This window comes from Klenkia taihuensis (assembly GCF_900112525.1).
GTDB lineage: Bacteria > Actinomycetota > Actinomycetes > Mycobacteriales > Geodermatophilaceae > Klenkia > Klenkia taihuensis.
Map to the genome: position 1 here is coordinate 1,382,701 of NZ_FOMD01000001.1, position 17,040 is coordinate 1,399,740.

At 74.5% G+C, this 17,040-nt stretch carries 17 protein-coding genes; 9 read left to right on the forward strand and 8 right to left on the reverse strand.

The genetic code is table 11. From position 1 onward, the window contains the following. Positions 1 to 151: 151 nt before the first annotated feature. The 3 genes from BM158_RS06880 to BM158_RS06890 all read left to right on the forward strand — a co-directional run bounded on the left by BM158_RS06880 (position 152) and on the right by BM158_RS06890 (position 1,394). Positions 152 to 391 (forward strand): hypothetical protein, encoded by a 240-nt coding sequence (locus tag BM158_RS06880; RefSeq protein WP_091555759.1) that lies wholly within the window; start codon positions 152 to 154, stop codon positions 389 to 391. A 174-nt stretch (positions 392 to 565) separates the two neighbouring features. Continuing rightward, positions 566 to 958, forward strand: a complete 393-nt coding sequence (locus BM158_RS06885; protein WP_091555761.1) for a F0F1 ATP synthase subunit epsilon — start codon at positions 566 to 568, stop codon at positions 956 to 958. 31 nt (positions 959 to 989) lie between these two features. Continuing rightward, positions 990 to 1,394 carry a DUF2550 domain-containing protein gene (locus BM158_RS06890; protein WP_091555763.1) on the forward strand — a complete coding sequence of 135 codons (405 nt, stop codon included), beginning with the start codon at positions 990 to 992 and terminating at the stop codon, positions 1,392 to 1,394. On the opposite strand, the gene BM158_RS06895 is transcribed toward BM158_RS06890, so the two are convergent. Beyond that, entirely contained in the window at positions 1,391 to 2,002 is a 612-nt protein-coding gene (locus BM158_RS06895; protein WP_091555766.1) for a cob(I)yrinic acid a,c-diamide adenosyltransferase, read from the reverse strand. The genes BM158_RS06890 and BM158_RS06895 overlap by 4 nt on opposite strands. A gap of 39 nt (positions 2,003 to 2,041) precedes the next feature. On the opposite strand from BM158_RS06895, the gene murA reads away from it, so the two are divergent. Then, on the forward strand, positions 2,042 to 3,331 hold the full coding sequence (gene murA, locus BM158_RS06900) for a UDP-N-acetylglucosamine 1-carboxyvinyltransferase (protein ID WP_091555768.1): 1,290 nt from the start codon (positions 2,042 to 2,044) through the stop codon (positions 3,329 to 3,331). A 7-nt stretch (positions 3,332 to 3,338) separates the two neighbouring features. Here murA and BM158_RS06905 read toward each other — a convergent pair whose 3' ends face one another. Beyond that, on the reverse strand, positions 3,339 to 3,662 hold the full coding sequence (locus tag BM158_RS06905) for a hypothetical protein (protein WP_091555770.1): 324 nt from the start codon (positions 3,660 to 3,662) through the stop codon (positions 3,339 to 3,341). A 98-nt stretch (positions 3,663 to 3,760) separates the two neighbouring features. On the opposite strand from BM158_RS06905, the gene BM158_RS06910 reads away from it, so the two are divergent. Beyond that, positions 3,761 to 5,770, forward strand: coding sequence for a protein meaA (locus tag BM158_RS06910; protein WP_091555771.1), 2,010 nt, complete (start codon positions 3,761 to 3,763; stop codon positions 5,768 to 5,770). 6 nt (positions 5,771 to 5,776) lie between these two features. Here the strand turns inward: BM158_RS06910 and BM158_RS06915 are convergent, their stop codons facing one another. Continuing rightward, entirely contained in the window at positions 5,777 to 6,502 is a 726-nt protein-coding gene (locus BM158_RS06915) for a YqjF family protein (protein ID WP_091555772.1), read from the reverse strand. Positions 6,503 to 6,739: 237 nt separating this feature from the next. Between BM158_RS06915 and BM158_RS06920 the strand changes: the two genes are divergently transcribed. From BM158_RS06920 to BM158_RS06935, 4 genes are all read left to right on the forward strand, one after another. Then, positions 6,740 to 8,074, forward strand: coding sequence for a dicarboxylate/amino acid:cation symporter (locus BM158_RS06920; protein WP_229827596.1), 1,335 nt, complete (start codon positions 6,740 to 6,742; stop codon positions 8,072 to 8,074). A 43-nt stretch (positions 8,075 to 8,117) separates the two neighbouring features. Continuing rightward, entirely contained in the window at positions 8,118 to 8,789 is a 672-nt protein-coding gene (gene nucS, locus BM158_RS06925; RefSeq protein WP_091555775.1) for an endonuclease NucS, read from the forward strand. A gap of 106 nt (positions 8,790 to 8,895) precedes the next feature. Next, entirely contained in the window at positions 8,896 to 10,677 is a 1,782-nt protein-coding gene (locus BM158_RS06930) for a 3-hydroxyacyl-CoA dehydrogenase family protein (RefSeq protein ID WP_091555776.1), read from the forward strand. A gap of 13 nt (positions 10,678 to 10,690) precedes the next feature. Then, on the forward strand, positions 10,691 to 10,990 hold the full coding sequence (locus tag BM158_RS06935) for a hypothetical protein (RefSeq protein WP_091555778.1): 300 nt from the start codon (positions 10,691 to 10,693) through the stop codon (positions 10,988 to 10,990). Here BM158_RS06935 and BM158_RS06940 read toward each other — a convergent pair. From BM158_RS06940 to ccrA, 5 genes are all read right to left on the reverse strand, one after another. Then, a complete protein-coding gene (locus BM158_RS06940; RefSeq protein ID WP_229827595.1) occupies positions 10,984 to 11,544 on the reverse strand; it encodes a class F sortase in 561 nt (186 codons plus the stop codon). The two genes, BM158_RS06935 and BM158_RS06940, sit on opposite strands and share 7 nt — an antisense overlap. 101 nt (positions 11,545 to 11,645) lie before the next feature. After that, positions 11,646 to 12,497, reverse strand: a complete 852-nt coding sequence (locus BM158_RS06945; RefSeq protein ID WP_229827594.1) for a DUF4397 domain-containing protein — start codon at positions 12,495 to 12,497, stop codon at positions 11,646 to 11,648. Positions 12,498 to 12,581: 84 nt separating this feature from the next. After that, on the reverse strand, positions 12,582 to 14,303 hold the full coding sequence (locus BM158_RS06950; protein ID WP_091555779.1) for a hypothetical protein: 1,722 nt from the start codon (positions 14,301 to 14,303) through the stop codon (positions 12,582 to 12,584). Positions 14,304 to 14,394: 91 nt separating this feature from the next. Beyond that, positions 14,395 to 15,615 (reverse strand): coiled-coil domain-containing protein, encoded by a 1,221-nt coding sequence (locus BM158_RS06955; RefSeq protein ID WP_091555780.1) that lies wholly within the window; start codon positions 15,613 to 15,615, stop codon positions 14,395 to 14,397. A gap of 88 nt (positions 15,616 to 15,703) precedes the next feature. Continuing rightward, complete coding sequence (gene ccrA / locus BM158_RS06960) at positions 15,704 to 17,035, reverse strand: crotonyl-CoA carboxylase/reductase (protein ID WP_091555782.1); 1,332 nt, start codon at positions 17,033 to 17,035, stop codon at positions 15,704 to 15,706. Between the last annotated feature and the right edge of the window lie 5 nt (positions 17,036 to 17,040).

Consider the following 17,040-nt stretch of genomic DNA (forward strand, 5'->3'; position numbering starts at 1 on the left):
GCGGCGCGGCGTCCTCGACCCCCACCCCTCCGCCTCCCGACCGCACCCGTTCGGGTGGTGGTGGGCCTCTGCCCTCGCACGGGGGCGGGGTGGGCCCGAAGATCACGGCGAGAGCAGCGGGACAGCCCCGCTGCACGGCAGGAGAACCAGCGTGGACGACAGCCCGTTGCCCGGAGCGTCCCCGGTCCTCGGTGAGCCCCCCGCCGCCACCGAGCACCCCTCGGCACCGCTGCCGGCCGTGGACTCCGACTGGTGCTGGCCGCCCTACGCCCCGCCGCCGCCGGCCGACACCCCGCGCTTCGACGTCGACGAGTGGGCGCCCAGCTCGGTCGTGCGCCGTCCGCTGGTCCGCCTGGGACGCTGGACCCTGCTCTACCGCCGCGGTCTCTGACCCGGACGGCTCCCGGTACCGGAAGGACCCCGTCGCCCCCCGCGCCTCGCGAGCTCGACGCGGGCCCTGCGACGGGGCCAACAGCCAGGACACCTGCGGCGGCTAGACTGATCGTGACCCGTCGCCGGTAGGCGACCAGCGCACCGGCCCGGCCGGTGGACCCCGAGGAGTGTCGTGGCGACCCTGCAGGTCGAGCTCGTGGCCGTCGAGCGCCGGATCTGGTCCGGCGAGGCGACGATGGTGATCGCCCGCACCACCGAGGGCGAGCTCGGTGTCCTGCCGGGGCACGCCCCGCTGCTGGGCGAGCTGGCCCCCGGCGGTGTCGTGACCATCCGCGTGGCCGACGGCGAGGACCTGGTCGTCGCCGCGCACGGCGGCTTCCTCTCGGTCACCGAGCAGGGTGTGTCGATCCTGGCCGAGACCGCGGAGATCTCCACCGAGATCGACGTGGAGCGTGCCCGCGAGGCGCTGCGCCGCGCCGAGTCGGCCTCCGACGACGACGAGGACGCCCTCGCCGCCGCCCGCCGGGCCCAGTCCCGCCTCCGCGCAGCCGGCCAGGCAGCCTGAGGCCCACCGGCGGCCGGTGCAGGAGGACACGGTGACCACCGCGCTGCTCGTCCTCCTGGCCGTCGCCGTGGTCGCGGTGGCCGCGACCTTCCTGCTCCGGCGACACTTCCTGCTCTCCGGCCTCGGTGCGGTCACCATGTGGCTGCGCCCGGTCGGCGCGCCCCGCTGGTCGGTCGGCGTCGCCTGGTACTCCGGTGAGCAGCTGCTCTGGTACCGCGCCCTGTCGCTGTCGGTGCGCCCGACCCAGAGGCTGTGCCGCAACGAGTTCCACGTCGAGGGCCGCCGCCGCCCCACCGTCGAGGACGGCGCGGTGCCCGACGACAGCCAGGTGCTCATCTGCCGCACCGGCGCCGGCCCCCAGGAGCTGGCGATGGACACCTCGACGGTGACCGGCTTCCTCTCCTGGATCGAGTCCGCCCCGCCGCTGGGCCGCTAGTCGCCCTGCTGCATCGCGGCGCGCTGCGCGTGGGCGCCGCTGTGCGCGCCGGGCTCCCACAGCACGTCCCCGCCGGGGTTGGCCTCGCGGGACAGGATGAACAGCAGGTCCGACAGCCGGTTGAGGTACTTCGCGGTCTCCGCGTTGGTGCGCTCGGCGTCGGCGGCCAGCAGCGCCCACACGCTGCGCTCGGCCCGTCGCGCGACCGTGCGCGCCTGGTGCAGGAACGCGGCCAGCGGGGTGCCCCCGGGCAGGATGAACGACGCCAGCTTCGGCAGCGCCTCGTTGTGCTCGTCGCACGCCGCCTCGAGCCGCTCCGTGTAGGCCGGGGTGATCCGCAACGGCGGGAACTCCGGGTCGGGCACGATCGGGGTGCACAGGTCGGCCCCGACGTCGAACAGGTCGTTCTGCACGCTGCGCAGCAGCTCGGTCAGCCCCGCGCCGGGTGAGCCCAGCGCCAGCGCGACGCCGATGACCGAGTTGGTCTCGTCGACGTCGGCGTAGGCGACCAGCCGCGGGTCGGTCTTGGCCACCCGGCTCATGTCGCCGAGGTGGGTCTCACCGGCGTCACCGGTCTTCGTGTAGATGCGGGTGAGCCGGACGGTCATGCCCGCAGCCTATGCAGCCCGCGCGTCTAGGGTTGTGCGGTGGACTGCTTCGAGGTGACCGGCGGGACGTCGCTGCGCGGACGGGTGCGGGTGACCGGCGCGAAGAACAGCGCGCTCAAGCTCATGGCGGCCGCGCTGCTGGCCAGCGGCCGCACGACCATCGAGGAGGTCCCCGACATCCTCGACGTGGCCATCATGAGCGAGGTGCTGCGCCGGCTGGGCTGCGGCGTGGAGTTCCAGCGCTACACCGACGGCCGCGGCGGCGGGGGAGGCCGGGTCGTCGTCGACGTCCCCGAGCAGCCCTCCAGCGAGACCGACTACGACCTGGTCCGCCGGATGCGCGCCTCCATCAGCGTGCTCGGCCCGCTCGTCGCCCGCTGCGGCCAGGCGAAGGTCGCGCTGCCCGGCGGCGACGCGATCGGTTCCCGCGGGCTGGACATGCACGTCGCCGGCCTGGAGCGGCTGGGCGCCACCGTGCGCAGCGAGCACGGCTTCCTCATCGCCACCGCGCCCCGGCTGGTGGGCACCTCGATCTGGCTGGACTTCCCGTCGGTCGGGGCCACCGAGAACCTGGTCATGGCCGCCGTCCTCGCCGAGGGCACCACCGTGGTGGACAACGCCGCGCGCGAGCCCGAGATCGTCGACATCTGCACGATGCTCACCGAGATGGGCGCCCGCATCTCCGGCGCCGGGTCCTCCACCATCACGGTCGAGGGCGTCGCGGAGCTGCACCCGGTCACCCACACCACCGTCGCCGACCGGATCGTTGCCGGCACCTGGGCCATCGGTGCGGTGATGACCCGCGGCGACGTCGTCGTGGAGCGGGCGGTGCCCGAGCACCTGTCGGTCGCGCTGGACAAGCTCCGCATGGCCGGGGCCACCGTCGAGGAGGTCGAGGGCGGCGTCCGGGTGGCGATGGCCGAGCGGCCGGCCGCCGTCGACGTCGTCACCCTGCCCTTCCCGGGGTTCCCGACCGATCTGCAGCCGATGGCCGTGGCGCTGGCCGCGGTCTCCACCAACAACGCGCCGACCACCGAGAACGTGTTCGAGGGCCGGTTCATGTTCGTCAACGAGCTGGTCCGGCTCGGCGGCGACGTGCGCATCGACGGCCACCACGCCGTGGTGCGTGGCCGGGAGCGGCTGTCCAGCGCACCGGTGCTGGCCACCGACATCCGGGCCGGGGCCGGGCTGGTGCTGGCCGGGCTGTGCAGCGACGGGGTCACCGAGGTCGCCGACGTGCACCACGTCGACCGCGGCTACCCCGACTTCGTGGAGCAGCTGCGCGGGCTGGGCGCCACCATCGAGCGCACCCACCGCGACCGCGACTGAGCCGCGGTCAGCTCTGGAACGTCCCCGCGAGCTCGCGGGCGCGGGCGGCGTCCTCGGGGAAGACCAGGACGTCGGCCCGGTGGGGGGCGGGGAAGCGCACCGTGGAGCGGATCCCGGCGTCGGACAGCACCGCCCGCAGCGCCAGCGCGGAGTCCTTGCGGGTCAGCGTCGCCACCCGGGTGAGCAGGCCGTCCTCCGCGGAGGACCGGGTCGCCCGCTTCGGTGTCGAGGAGGCGAAGGCCCAGCGCAGGAAGACCGCGATGATGGCCAGCGCGATGAACGCGATCACCGGTCCCACGGCGTAGTGCAGGCTGCCGGCGTCGATGGGCACGGGGGCTCCTCCTGGGGGTGCGGGATGCAACCGAGTGTGCCACCGCGTGAGCAGCACGACACTGTGCCTACTGGCCAGTAGCCCTACACTCCGCGGACATGCCGACCCCTTCAGCGCCGAAGGACCGGGACCGCCCGTGGGTGATGCGCACCTACGCGGGCCACTCCTCCCCGGCCGAGTCCAACGCCCTGTACCGCCGCAACCTGGCCAAGGGCCAGACCGGTCTGTCGGTGGCCTTCGACCTGCCGACCCAGACCGGCTACGACCCCGACGACGAGCTGGCCACCGGTGAGGTCGGCAAGGTCGGCGTCCCGGTCAGCCACCTCGGTGACATGCGGGCGCTGTTCGACGGCATCCCGCTGGGTGAGATGAACACCTCGATGACCATCAACGCCACCGCGATGTGGCTGCTGGCGCTGTACCAGGTGGTCGCCGAGGAGCAGGGCCACGACGTCGCCGCGCTGACCGGCACCACGCAGAACGACATCGTCAAGGAGTACCTGTCGCGGGGCACCTACGTGTTCCCGCCGGCGCCGAGCATGCGGCTGATCACCGACATGGTCGCCTACACGGTGACGGCGATGCCGAAGTGGAACCCGATCAACATCTGCAGCTACCACCTGCAGGAGGCCGGGGCCACGCCGGTGCAGGAGATCGCCTACGCGATGAGCACCGCGATCGCCGTCCTGGACTCCGTGCGCGACTCCGGCCAGGTCCCGCAGGAGCGCTTCGGCGACGTGGTCGCCCGCATCTCCTTCTTCGTCAACGCCGGCGTCCGGTTCGTGGAGGAGATGTGCAAGATGCGCGCCTTCACCCAGCTCTGGGACGAGCTGACCCGGGAGCGCTACGGCGTGCAGGACGCCAAGCACCGGCGCTTCCGCTACGGCGTGCAGGTCAACTCGCTGGGCCTGACCGAGGCGCAGCCGGAGAACAACGTGCAGCGCATCGTGCTGGAGATGCTCGCCGTCACCCTCTCCAAGGACGCCCGCGCTCGCGCGGTGCAGCTGCCCGCCTGGAACGAGGCGCTGGGCCTGCCCCGGCCCTGGGACCAGCAGTGGTCGCTGCGGCTGCAGCAGGTGCTGGCCTACGAGACCGACCTGCTCGAGCACGACGACCTGTTCACCGGCTCGGTGGTGGTCGAGGCCAAGGTCGCCGAGCTGGTCGAGGGCGCCCGGGCCGAGATGGCCCGCGTGGAGGAGATGGGCGGCGCGGTGGCCGCCGTGGAGTCCGGCTACATGAAGGGCCAGCTGGTCGCGTCGCTGGCCGAGCGCCGCCGGCGGATGGAGAGCGGCGAGGACGTCGTCGTCGGGGTCAACAAGTTCGAGTCCACCGAGCCCAACCCGCTCACCGCCGACCTCGACACCGCCATCCAGACCGTCGACCCGGCCGTGGAGGCCGCCGCCCAGGACGCGGTGCGGGCCTGGCGGGCCGACCGCGACGACGCCGAGGTGGCCGGCGCGCTCGAGGAGCTCAAGCGGATCGCCGGCACCGAGGAGAACCTGATGGCCGCCACGCTCGCCTGCGCGCGGGCCGGGGTGACCACGGGGGAGTGGGCCGGGGCGCTGCGCGAGGTGTTCGGCGAGTACCGGGCACCGACCGGGGTCTCGGCGGCCACCACCGGCGAGGCCGACGGGTCGCTCACCGAGGTGCGCGAGCGGGTGCGCGCCACGGGCGAGGAGCTCGGCGGGCGGCTGCGGCTGCTGGTCGGCAAGCCGGGCCTGGACGGGCACTCCAACGGCGCCGAGCAGATCGCCGTCCGGGCCCGCGACGCCGGCTTCGAGGTGGTGTACCAGGGCATCCGGCTGACCCCGGCGCAGATCGTGTCGGCCGCCGTCGAGGAGGACGTGCACGTCGTCGGCCTGTCGGTGCTGTCGGGCTCGCACCTGCAGGTGGTGCCCGCGGTCCTGGCCGGCCTGAGGGAGGCCGGGCTGGACGACGTCCCCGTGGTGGTCGGCGGCATCGTGCCCGACGGCGACGCGCGGCGGCTGCGCGAGCAGGGCGTGGCCCGCGTCTTCACCCCGAAGGACTTCGGGATGACCGACATCATGGGCCAGATCGTCGACGTCGTCCGCGAGGCGAACGGCCTCGACGCGCCCGTCCCGGCGTAGCCGGGGTCAGCGCGTCCAGGGGCCGAAGCGCACCGGGACGCCGGGGGTCCACAGCACGCTGTCCGGGGCGCCCTGCACGGGCACCCCGGCGGCGGCGGTGAGGTCCTCGGAGAGGTCCACCAGCTCGGCCCGGTGCAGCGGCCACTCCGGGTGCTCGTTGGGCCAGTAGGCGGTGCGGCCCAGGAACCCGCGGTGCAGGCCCCACCGGGAGGTCAGGAAGCGCTCCAGCGGGCCGGGTTCGGCGATCCGGTCCCCGACGCGGACGGCGATCCGGCTGTGCGCGCCGCGCGGGCCGGGCCAGCGCCGCCGGGAGGTGTAGGTCATGACGTCGCCGTCGCGGGTGACCGACATCCGCGCGAACGTGTAGGGCAGCCGGGCCACCCAGCGGGCGGCGAGCACCGGCAGCAGCCGGTCGGCCTCCAGCGAGGAGAACACCACGCCCCGCCGCCCCTGCTCGTCGACGGAGTACAGCCGCACGTTGGTCTCGGCGAACGAGCCCAGGTAGGGCAGGCCCGGCAGGCCGAAGAAGCCGATCCGGCGCATCCGGAACGGGATGAGGCCGACGTGGGTGGCGCCGTCGAGGGTGTCGGGGCGGGTGCCGGGCGGAAGGTGCGGGGCGACCAGCGCGGGGTCCACGGCCCAGTGCAGGAAGGCGAGGTCCGCCCAGCCCTGGGTGAAGACGGTCCGGGTGACCGGGCGCGGGGCGAGCGGGGTGACCGGTTCTGGGTCCACCGGCGCTGCATGCCCGCCCACGCGGCCCCCGACACCGTGAGCTGCGCCGACGGACGCGTCACACCGGGGAACACCGGTCGGCGGGTGCGGTTGACCCTCCTGTGCACACGCTGAGCCTGACCCGGAGGCGGGTCGTCGACTTCGGTCGGGCGACCACGGCGGCTTGACGCCGTCCCCAGGTCTCCCCGTCCCCTCCCCGCTCGAAAGGCCACCCTTGTGCTCTCCCGCCTCCGCCGCGTGCCCTTCGCGGCCCAGGTCCTCATCGCCCTCGTGCTCGGCGTCGCCCTCGGCCTCGTGGCCCGCGCGATCGGCACCGTGCCCGGCAGCTACGTCGACGGCCAGCTCGTCGAGGGCACCGACCAGAACTGGCTGACCTCGACCCTCGACACCATCGGGTCGACCTTCGTCTCGCTGCTGCGGGTCATCGTCATCCCGCTGATCGTCACCGCGATCATCGTCAGCATCGCCAACCTCAAGCAGGTCGGGAACGCCGCCCGGCTGGCCGGCCAGACCCTGCTGTGGTTCGCCATCACCGCGCTCGTCGCGGTGTCGATCGGCATCGGCCTGGGCCTGCTGACCCAGCCCGGCCGCAACAGCTCGGTGGCCGCCTCGGCCGCCGTGTACGAGGGCACCGGCGGCTCGTGGTGGGACTTCCTCACCGGCCTGGTGCCCGGCAACATCCTGGGCCTGGAGGGCTCGCCCGACGGCTCGCTGTCGTTCAACGTGCTGCAGCTGATCGTCGTCTCGGTCGCCGTCGGCATCGCCGCGCTCAAGGTGGGCGAGGCCGCCGAGCCCTTCCTGTCCTTCGCCCGGTCCGCGCTCGCGGTCGTGCAGAAGGTCCTCTGGTGGATCATCCTGCTCTCGCCGATCGGCACCCTGGGCCTGATCGGCAACGCGGTGGCCAGCTACGGCTGGGAGTCCCTGGGCTCGCTCGGCGTCTTCGTCGCCGCGGTCTACGGCGGGCTGGTGCTGGTGCTCGGCGTGGTCTACCCGGTGCTGCTCAAGCTGCACGGCCTCTCGCCGCGCCGCTTCTACGCCGGCGCGTGGCCGGCCATCCAGCTGGGCTTCGTGTCCCGGTCCTCGATCGGCACGCTGCCGGTGACCGAGCGGGTGACCGAGGCCAACCTCGGCGTCCCGCGGTCCTACGCCTCCTTCGCCGTCCCGCTGGGCGCGACCACCAAGATGGACGGCTGCGCGGCCATCTACCCGGCGCTGGCCGCGATCTTCGTGGCGCAGTTCTTCGGCGTGGACCTGTCGATCACCGACTACCTGCTCATCGCGCTGGTCTCGGTCGTGGGCTCCGCCGCCACCGCCGGGGTCACCGGCGCGGTGGTCATGCTGACCCTGACGCTCTCGACCCTGGGCCTGCCGCTGGCCGGCGTCGGCCTGCTGCTGGCCGTCGACCCGATCCTGGACATGGGCCGGACGGCGACCAACGTGGCCGGCCAGGCGCTGGTGCCCACCATCGTGGCCAAGCGCGAGGGCATCCTCGACCAGGAGCGCTTCGACTCGACCACCACGGTCGACCCGGTCCGCTCGCTTGGCGAGACCCGGGAGCCGGCGAACGCCTGACCCGGCACGGAGCACGGGCGTCGGCGCGGTAGCGTCGGCGCCCGTGCGCCTGGTCATCGCGACGTGCTCGGTCGACTACGTCGGCCGCCTCACCGCCCACCTGCCCACCGCGACCCGGCTGCTGCTGGTCAAGGCCGACGGCTCGGTGTCCGTGCACGCCGACGACCGCGCCTACAAGCCGCTGAACTGGATGACCCCGCCCTGCACGCTCAAGGACGAGACGGTCGACGGTGCCGGCACCTGGACGGTGACCAACAAGGCCGGCGAGCAGCTGATCATCACCATCGACGAGGTGCTGCACGACGTCCGGCACGAGCTCGGCCCCGACCCCGGCCTGCAGAAGGACGGCGTCGAGGCCGAGCTGCAGCGGCTGCTGGCCCTGCACGTGGAGACCTTCGGGCCGGGGTGGCAGCTCGTCCGCCGCGAGTACCCGACCGCCATCGGCCCGGTCGACCTGCTCTGCCGGGACGACCGGGGGACGACGGTGGCGGTGGAGGTCAAGCGCCGCGGGGAGATCGACGGCGTCGAGCAGCTCACCCGCTACCTCGAGCTGCTCAACCGCGACCCCCTGCTGGCCCCGGTGAAGGGCGTGTTCGCCGCCCAGGAGATCAAGCCGCAGGCCCGGGTGCTCGCCCGCGACCGCGGCATCGAGTGCCTGACCGTCGACTACGCGGTGCTCAAGGGCACCGACGACCCCACCCAGCGCCTGTTCTGAGACCCGGTTCACGCCGCTGTCCGGTTACCCGCCGGTAACCAGCTCTGGCAGACTCGCCGGACCAGGGTGCGACGACGAGGTCGCCCCGGGACGAGGGAGCGGCAGCGTGGCCAGAGAACTCAGCCAGGTCGGGGTCGTCGGGCTCGGCACGATGGGCGCCGGCATCACCGAGGTGCTCGCCCGGGCGGGCCTGGACGTGACCGCCGTGGAGGTCTCCGACGAGGCTCTCGCCCGCGGCCGCGGCCACCTCGAGCAGTCCACCGACAAGGCCGTGCAGCGCGGCAAGCTCGAGGCCGCCGAGCGCGATGCCGTGCTGTCACGGGTGCGCTGGTCGACCTCGCTGGACGACCTGGCCGAGGCCGAGCTGGTCATCGAGGCCATCCCCGAGCGGATGGAGCTCAAGACCGACGTCTTCGCCCGGCTGGACAAGATCTGCCCCCCGGACACGATCCTGGCGACCAACACCTCCAGCCTGTCGGTCACCGAGCTGAGCGTGGCCACCGGCCGGCCCAGCAAGGTCATCGGGATGCACTTCTTCAACCCCGCGCCGGTCATGAAGCTCGTCGAGGTCATCAGCACCGTCGTCACCGAGCCGTCGGTCATCGCCGACGTCGAGGCGCTGGCCGAGCGCCTGGGCAAGACCGACGTCACGGTCGGCGACAAGGCCGGCTTCATCGCCAACGCCCTGCTCTTCGGCTACCTCAACCACGCCGTGTCGATGTACGAGGCCAGGTACGCCAGCCGCGAGGACATCGACGCGGCCATGCGGCTGGGCTGCGGGCTGCCCATGGGGCCGCTGGCGCTGATGGACCTCATCGGCATCGACACCGCCTACGAGATCCTCGACACGATGTACAAGCAGTCGCGCGACCGGCTGCACGCCCCCAGCCCGATCATCAAGCAGCTGATGACCGCCGGGCTCCTGGGCCGCAAGACCGGCCGCGGCTTCTACACCTACGCCGGGCGCGACTCCGCGGAGGTCGTGCCCGACGCGCAGACCCCCACCCCGGGCGGCGCGGCCGAGGGCGCCCGGCCGGTGCACAAGGTCGGGCTGGTCGGCTCCGGGACCATGGCCACCGGGATGGTCGAGGTGTTCGCCAAGGCCGGCTACGACACCGTGTTCGTCGCCCGCACCCCCGACAAGGTCGAGGGCGTGCTGGCCGCGATCGGGAAGAGCCTGGACAAGCAGGTCACCCGCGGCAAGCTCGACGAGGACGGCAAGGCCGCCGTCCTGGCGCGGCTGACCGGCACCACCGAGCGCGCCGACCTGGCCGACGTCGACCTGGTGGTCGAGGCCGTCGTCGAGTCGCTGGAGGTCAAGCAGGAGCTCTTCGCCGAGCTCGGCCGGATCTGCAAGCCCGGCGCGGTGCTGGCGACCACGACGTCCTCGCTGCCGGTCATCGAGTGCGCGCAGGCCAGCGGCCGCCCCGCCGACGTCGTCGGCCTGCACTTCTTCAACCCGGCCACGGTGATGAAGCTGGTCGAGGTGGTCTCCACCGTCGCCACCGCCGACGACGTCGCGGCCACCGCGCACGCGGTGTGCGCCCAGCTGGGCAAGCACGCGGTGTCCTGCACCGACCGGTCGGGCTTCATCGTCAACGCGCTGCTGTTCCCCTACCTCAACGACGCGGTGCGGATGCTGCAGGCGCACTACGCCAGCGCCGACGACATCGACGCCGCGATGAAGGTCGGTTGCGGCTACCCGATGGGCCCCTTCGAGCTGCTGGACACCGTCGGCCTGGACGTCTCGCTGGCCATCGAGCGCGAGCTCTACACCGAGTTCCGCGAGCCCGGCTTCGCCCCGGCCCCGCTGCTGGAGCACCTGGTCACCGCGGGGTACCTGGGCCGCAAGACCGGCCGGGGGTTCCGGGAGCACGCCCGCCGGTAACCTCGGACCCGAGATGGGGAGAGCACGGCGGCGGCCGCACGCAGGGAGCCGGCCGCCGCTGTCCCGCCCCCAGCCGGTGGAGAGCGGCGAGGACGGCGACTGGGTGGTCCGCCCGGTCACCGGCTCGGCCAGCACCCGGGCCTACCGCTGCCCGGGCTGCGACCAGGAGATCCGCCCCGGCACCCCGCACGTGGTCGCGTGGCCGGTCTACGCCCGCGACTCCGACCTCGACCCCTGGGACACCGAGTCCTCGGTCGACCTGCGCCGGCACTGGCACACCGCCTGCTGGCGCGCCCGCGACCGGCGTCACTGAAGGGCCGCGTAGACCACCACGTTGTCGGTGTAGCTGCGCCGCGACCGGTCGAACTCGCCGCCGCAGGTGATCAGCCGCAGCTGGGCGTCGACGGTGGGCCCGTAGACCTCCGCGGTCGCGAACGCGGTCTTGGGGTACTCGGCCACCCGGGTGACGGTGAAGGTGAGCGTGCTGCCGTCGGCCCGCCCGACCAGCACCTGCGCGCCCACCTGGATGTCCTCCAGGCCCCAGAAGACCGCCGGGCCCGACCGGGAGTCCACGTGCCCGGCGAGCACCGCCGGGCCCACCTCGCCGGGGGCCACCCCGGCGGCGAACCAGCCCGCCTGCGCGTAGTCCGCGGGCGGGACCAGCGCGCCGGTGGTGTCCACGCCGATCGGGACCAGGCTGCTGGACAGGTCGACGCTGGGCACGGCCACCGACACCGGCGCCGGGGCGGTCGGGCTGCCGGCGCCGACCTCGGTGACCACCGGGGCGGGCGGGCTGCCCGCGGCCGCGGGTTCCTGAACCGGCCCGGTGGGCTGCAGCAGCGCCACGGCGCCGGCGACGACGGCCACCACCGCGAGCGACCAGCGCAGCGCGGTCAGCCACGGACGGCGACGGCGGTGCCGGTGCCGCCGGGCCGTCGGGGGGCGGTCGTCGACCGCCGGCTGCCCGCTCAGCGCGCGGCGTGCCGGGGCGCGCTGCCCCGGCGCGGCAGGCGCCGGCCGGCGGCCGTCACCGAGCCCAGCAGGGCGAGGACGGCGACCGCGCCGAGCGCCACCGGCAGGGACGACGAACCGGCCCCGCCGCCGCCACCGGCCTCGACGCCGCCGGTCGGGACGACGCCCGGGCTCGCCGCGTCGAGCACCGTCTGCACCTGGACGCCGGAGTCGCCGTCCAGCAGCAGCACCGTGTAGGAGGACCCGCCCGCGAGGTCCACCGGGAGGTCGGTGGGCGCACCGGAACCACCGGACACCTGCAGCGTGGTCGGGCCGCCGGGCACCGACACGTAGTCGGTGAGGTCGGGGAAGGCCAGGTCGGGGGAGAGGGTGGGCCCCTCGGCCAGCTTGACCGCGGCCGGGGTGAGCGTCTGGGAGGCGTTGACCACCCGCGCGCGGGCCTGGCCGGTGGCGGGCGGGGTGAGGTCGTCGTCCAGGACGGTCAGGCCGAGCTGCGCGAAGGTGCCGACGCCGGCGACGGTGAACGCCGTGCCGGGGTCGACGGTGACGGTGGTCGACAGCACCGGGGCCGAGGTGGCCGGGGCGCCGGCCGAGCGCATCGAGACGGTGTAGGTGCCGGCGGGGACCGACTGGTAGCCCGAGACGGTGCCGTAGCCGACGCCGCTGAGCACGATGCCGGTGTCCGGGCTGGACACCGAGTCGACGTAGACGTCGACCGAGGGGGTGTCCGGGCTCAGGTGGGCCAGGCGGAGCATGCCGGTGTCGGCGGCGCCGGCGGGCGACGTGCCCCCGACGAGCAGGGCCACCACGGCCAGCAGGACGACCGACACGGTGCGCCGGATGGTCATGGGTGTCTCCCCTGGTCACGACCGGACTACTGCCGGCCAACCGTACCGATCCACCACGGACCCGCCAGTCGGGCCCGGGGCGGCTCAGCGGGAGGCCGCGCTCACCAGGGCGTCGGGGTCGGCGACGTACCGGAACCCCACCCGCATCCCGTCCGGGCCGGTCTCGACCACGTCGGGGGCGTAGGGCGGCAGCTGGGCGGCCAGCCAGTCCTCGACCTGGCCGACGAGCGCGGGGTCGTCGGCCAGCCGCACGCCGCCCACGGAGTCCACGACGGCGTAGCGCACCGGGGTGGACACCTCGCCGGGGACGGCGGGCAGCGCCGACAGCCCGATGCCCTGCTGCGCGGCCACCCCGGCCAGGAGGGTCAGCAGCCGGGGGTCGACGTCCCCGGACAGCAGCGCACCGGTCGCCTGCCCGGCGTCGGCGGTCGTCGGGTTCGTGAGCAGGGCGGCCGACAGCTCCCGGCGCAGCCGGCGCTCCTCGGCGTCGGGCCCGCGCCGCTCGGGGTCGGCGACGACCAGCCCGGTGTCGGGGTCGCCGAACCGGGCGACGACCAGCCCGGCCATCCCGGGGGGCGTGGCACCCCGGGCCACCCGCAGGCCGCCGTCGCCGATCACCACCCCGGCCAGGCGGAGGTCCTGGGCCAGCAGCCCGTCGGCCGCGACCGGCGTCCCCGGCGGGAGCTCGCTGGTCAGCCAGTCGACGAAGGCCCGCCGGTCCCGGGCGCCGAAGTCGTCGACCGGGCCGGTGCGCACCAGCACCGCCGAGGCGACCAGGGCCGCGACCAGGCCCACGGCGCCGGCGGCGAGCAGCACCGGCCGGGCGCGGCGGAGGGCCCGGACGGCCAGCAGCTCCTGCACCAGCGCGCCGGCCAGCAGCGCCCCGACCGGCAGGCAGACCACGAGCGCGGCGAACCGGCCGGGCGGCACCACCGCCGCCAGCACGGTGGCGGCCAGCGCGGCCGCCGGGGGGCGCCAGCGGGGCAGCCACCAGGCGGCCAGCACCCCGACGGCGAGCAGGCCCGCCGTCAGGAGCACCGAGCGGGCCTCGCCCGCCGCCCAGGGCGCCACGACGTCGGGCTGGGGGTCCCAGGCGGGCAGCAGCAGCACCAGCCCGACGAAGACCGGTGCCAGGCAACCGGCCACCACGGTGCGGGCCACCGGTGACCAGCGCAGGCCGAGGCGGCCCGCGGCCAGCGCCGCCGCGGTGCCGGCCACGACCAGCAGCAGCACGTCGGGGGCGAGCAGGACCGCCGGCACCAGCGCGACGCCACCCATCGCCCGGACGGCGGGGCGGCGGCGTCCGGTGCCCAGCCAGGCGGCCAGCAGCAGCCAGGGCACGGCCCACGCCGCCGGGGAGCTGACCGCGTGCAGCAGGTCCAGTCCGGGGACGGCGCCCAGCAGCAGGACGGCGGTGGCCGCGCCCGCGTCGCCCAGCCGGGCCCGGCGGGCGACCCGCCACAGCAGCAGGCAGGACAGCACGAGGGCGACCCAGAGCACCTCCCGGCCCGCGGCGGCCAGGCCGAGGTCGCGGTCGGGCCCCCGGGTCAGCCAGCCCCAGGCGGCGGTGTGCACCACGGCCAGCCCGTCGGGGGTGAGCGGGTCGGGCGCCGGGCCGCCGGCGAGCCAGTCCCAGGCGGGGGCGGTCAGCGCGCCGTCGTCGGCCAGCGGCGAGGTGCGCAGCACCCGGGCGGCGACCAGCCCGGCCACGACCACCGCGAGCAGCGGGGCGAGGACGGTCCACCGGACGCCGGACCGCCCGGGGGAGCGGTGCCGGGGAGGGGCCTGGGCACCCTGCACCGACACCCGATCACGCTCCCGTCGCCGTCCGGCTCGACGTGAGCACCTTGACACGCACGGTCACGACCGGCCACTCCCGGTCGCGGCCCCTCCGCGGTCAGCTCCGGCGGGTGTCCCCGCCCTGGGCGGGCTGGCTGCCCGTGGGCACCGACCGGACGGCCGGCTGCACCGCCGTCGCCGGGCCGGGGGCGGCGGCGGGACGGGGGGTGGGGCGCTGCAGCGGCGGGCGCGAGGGCGCGGCCGACGCGGCGGTGCTGCCCTGCGCGGGCCCGGACGGCGCAGCTGCGGACGGCGCAGGTCCGGACGGCGCCGCTCCGGACGGGGCGGGCCCGGTCGGTGCGGCGGGGACGGCCTGGGTGGACGGGGCCTGCTCGTCGGCCGCGTCCTGCGCCTCGTCGGCCGGGGCCCCGGCGGTGCCCTCGGCGGGCTTCTCCACCGGCTCGCCGTCCACGGGCTCGCCGTCCTCCGGCGTCCCCTCGGCGGACCCCGCCGCGGGCGCCGTCGGGCCGGCGGGCTGGGCGTCGGCGAGGGAGGGCAGCCGGCCGAGCAGGCTGCGGACCTCGTGCAGCCGGGCGGCCAGCTCGTCGCGGACCCGGCGGACCGCGGCGGCCTCCTCCTGGGCGGCGGTGACCAGCGCGGCGGCGCGGGCGGTGGCGTCGGCGACCCGGCGCTCGGCGGCCGCGGTCGAGGCCTTCTCCCGCTCGTCCTCCAGGCGGGCGGCCTCGGTGCGCCGGGCCCGCTGCGCGATCTCGAAGTCCTCCTCGATCTTCGTGCGGCGGGCCTGCGAGTCGACGTCGAGCTGGGCGACCCGCTCCTGGGCCTTGGTCACCAGCTCGTCGGCGCGGGCCTGCGCCTTGGCCGCGATCTGCTCGGCCTCGTGCCGGGCCTCGGCCAGCACCCGGTCGGCGTCGGCGCCGGCCTGGGCCTGCCGCTGCACCGAGGCGTTCTCCTCGGCGGTGATCCGCTCCCGGATCGCGTCGGCCTCCTCGGCGGCCCGGCGGCGGACCTCGGCGGCCTCCTCCTCGGCCAGCCGGAGCATGTGCGAGATGCGCTCGCCCATGTTCTCGAAGGTGGGGGCACCGGCGGAGGCGGCCTTGCGGCGCAGCGCCTCCATCTCCTGGTGCAGGGCCGAAAGCTGCGCGGCGAGGTCGGAGGCGCGGGAGGCGGCGGCGTCCCGGTCGGCCATGGTGACCCGCAGGTCCGCGTCCAAGCGCTCGATCGCCTCGGCCACCTGGTCACGGTGGTAGCCCTTGCGGACCACCTCGAAGGAGTAGGTGGCCTCACGGAGCGGGAGCAGTTCGGCGTGGGGGTCGCTCATGGGCCCCATCCTTCCAGAGAGCGCGCGTCCGACGGCCCGTGACGGACCGGCCCGCAGCTGGTCCACAGCTGCGGGCCGGGGGCGCCGGCTACAGGCCGCGGAACCGGTTGATCGCGTCCAGGTGCTTCTCGCGCTTGGCGGTGTCGCGGACGCCCAGGCCCTCCTCGGGGGCGAGGGTCAGCACGCCGACCTTGCCCTGGTGGGAGTTCATCTGGACGTCGCGGGCGGCCTGGCCGACCTCGGCCATCGGGTAGACCTTGGACACCGTGGGGTGGATGAGGCCGCGGTCGATGAGCCGGTTGGCCTCGTAGGCCTCCTTGTAGTTCGCGAAGTGCGAGCTCAGGATCTTCTTGAGGTTCATCCACAGGTAGCGGTTGTCGTACTCGTGCAGGTAGCCCGAGGTCGAGGCGCAGGTGATGATCGTGCCGCCCTTCTTGGCGACGTAGACGCTGGCGCCGAAGGTCTCCCGGCCGGGGTGCTCGAAGACGATGTCGATGTCCTCACCACCGGTGAGCTCGCGGATCTTCTTGCCGAACCGCTGCCACTCCTTGGGGTCCTGGGTCTTCTCGTCCTTCCAGAACCGGTAGCCCTCGGCGGAGCGGTCGATGACCAGCTCGGCGCCCATCTTCCGCACGATCTCGGCCTTCTCGGGGCTGGAGACCACGCAGACGGGGATGGCGCCGCCGTTGAGGGCCATCTGGGTGGCGTAGGAGCCCAGCCCGCCCGAGGCGCCCCAGATCAGCACGGTGTCGCCCTGCTTCATGTTGGCGCCGTTCTTGCTGACCAGCTGCCGGTAGGCCGTCGCGTTGACCAGCCCGGGGGCGGCCGCCTCCTCCCAGGTGAGGTGGGCGGGCTTGGGCAGCAGCTGGTTGCTCTTGACCAGTGCCAGCTCCGCCAGGCCGCCGAAGTTGGTCTCGAAGCCCCAGATGCGCTGCTGGGGGTCCATCATCGTGTCGTCGTGGCCGGCCGGGTCCTCCAGCTCCACCGACAGGCAGTGCGCGACGACCTCGTCGCCGGCCTTCCACTTGTTCACCCCGGGCCCCACGGCCAGCACGACGCCGGCGAGGTCGGAGCCCACCACGTGGTAGGGCAGGTCGTGCCGCTTGGTGAGCTCGGAGACCCGCCCGTAGCGCTCCAGGAACCCGAACGTGCTCACCGGCTCGAAGATCGAGGTCCACACGGTGTTGTAGTTCACCGAGGAGGCCATCACGGCCACGATCGCCTCACCCGGGCCCAGCTCGGGAGTGGGCACCTCCTCCACGTGCAGGCTCTTGCGGGGGTCCTTGTCCTTGGTGGCCAGGCCCTCGAACATGTCCTGCTCGTCCTTGCGCACCAGCACCGCGCGGTAGGAGGCGGGCACGCCCAGCCCCCCGATGTCGGTCAGCTGGTCGGACAGGATGGCGTCCCTGATCTCGTTCACGTGCT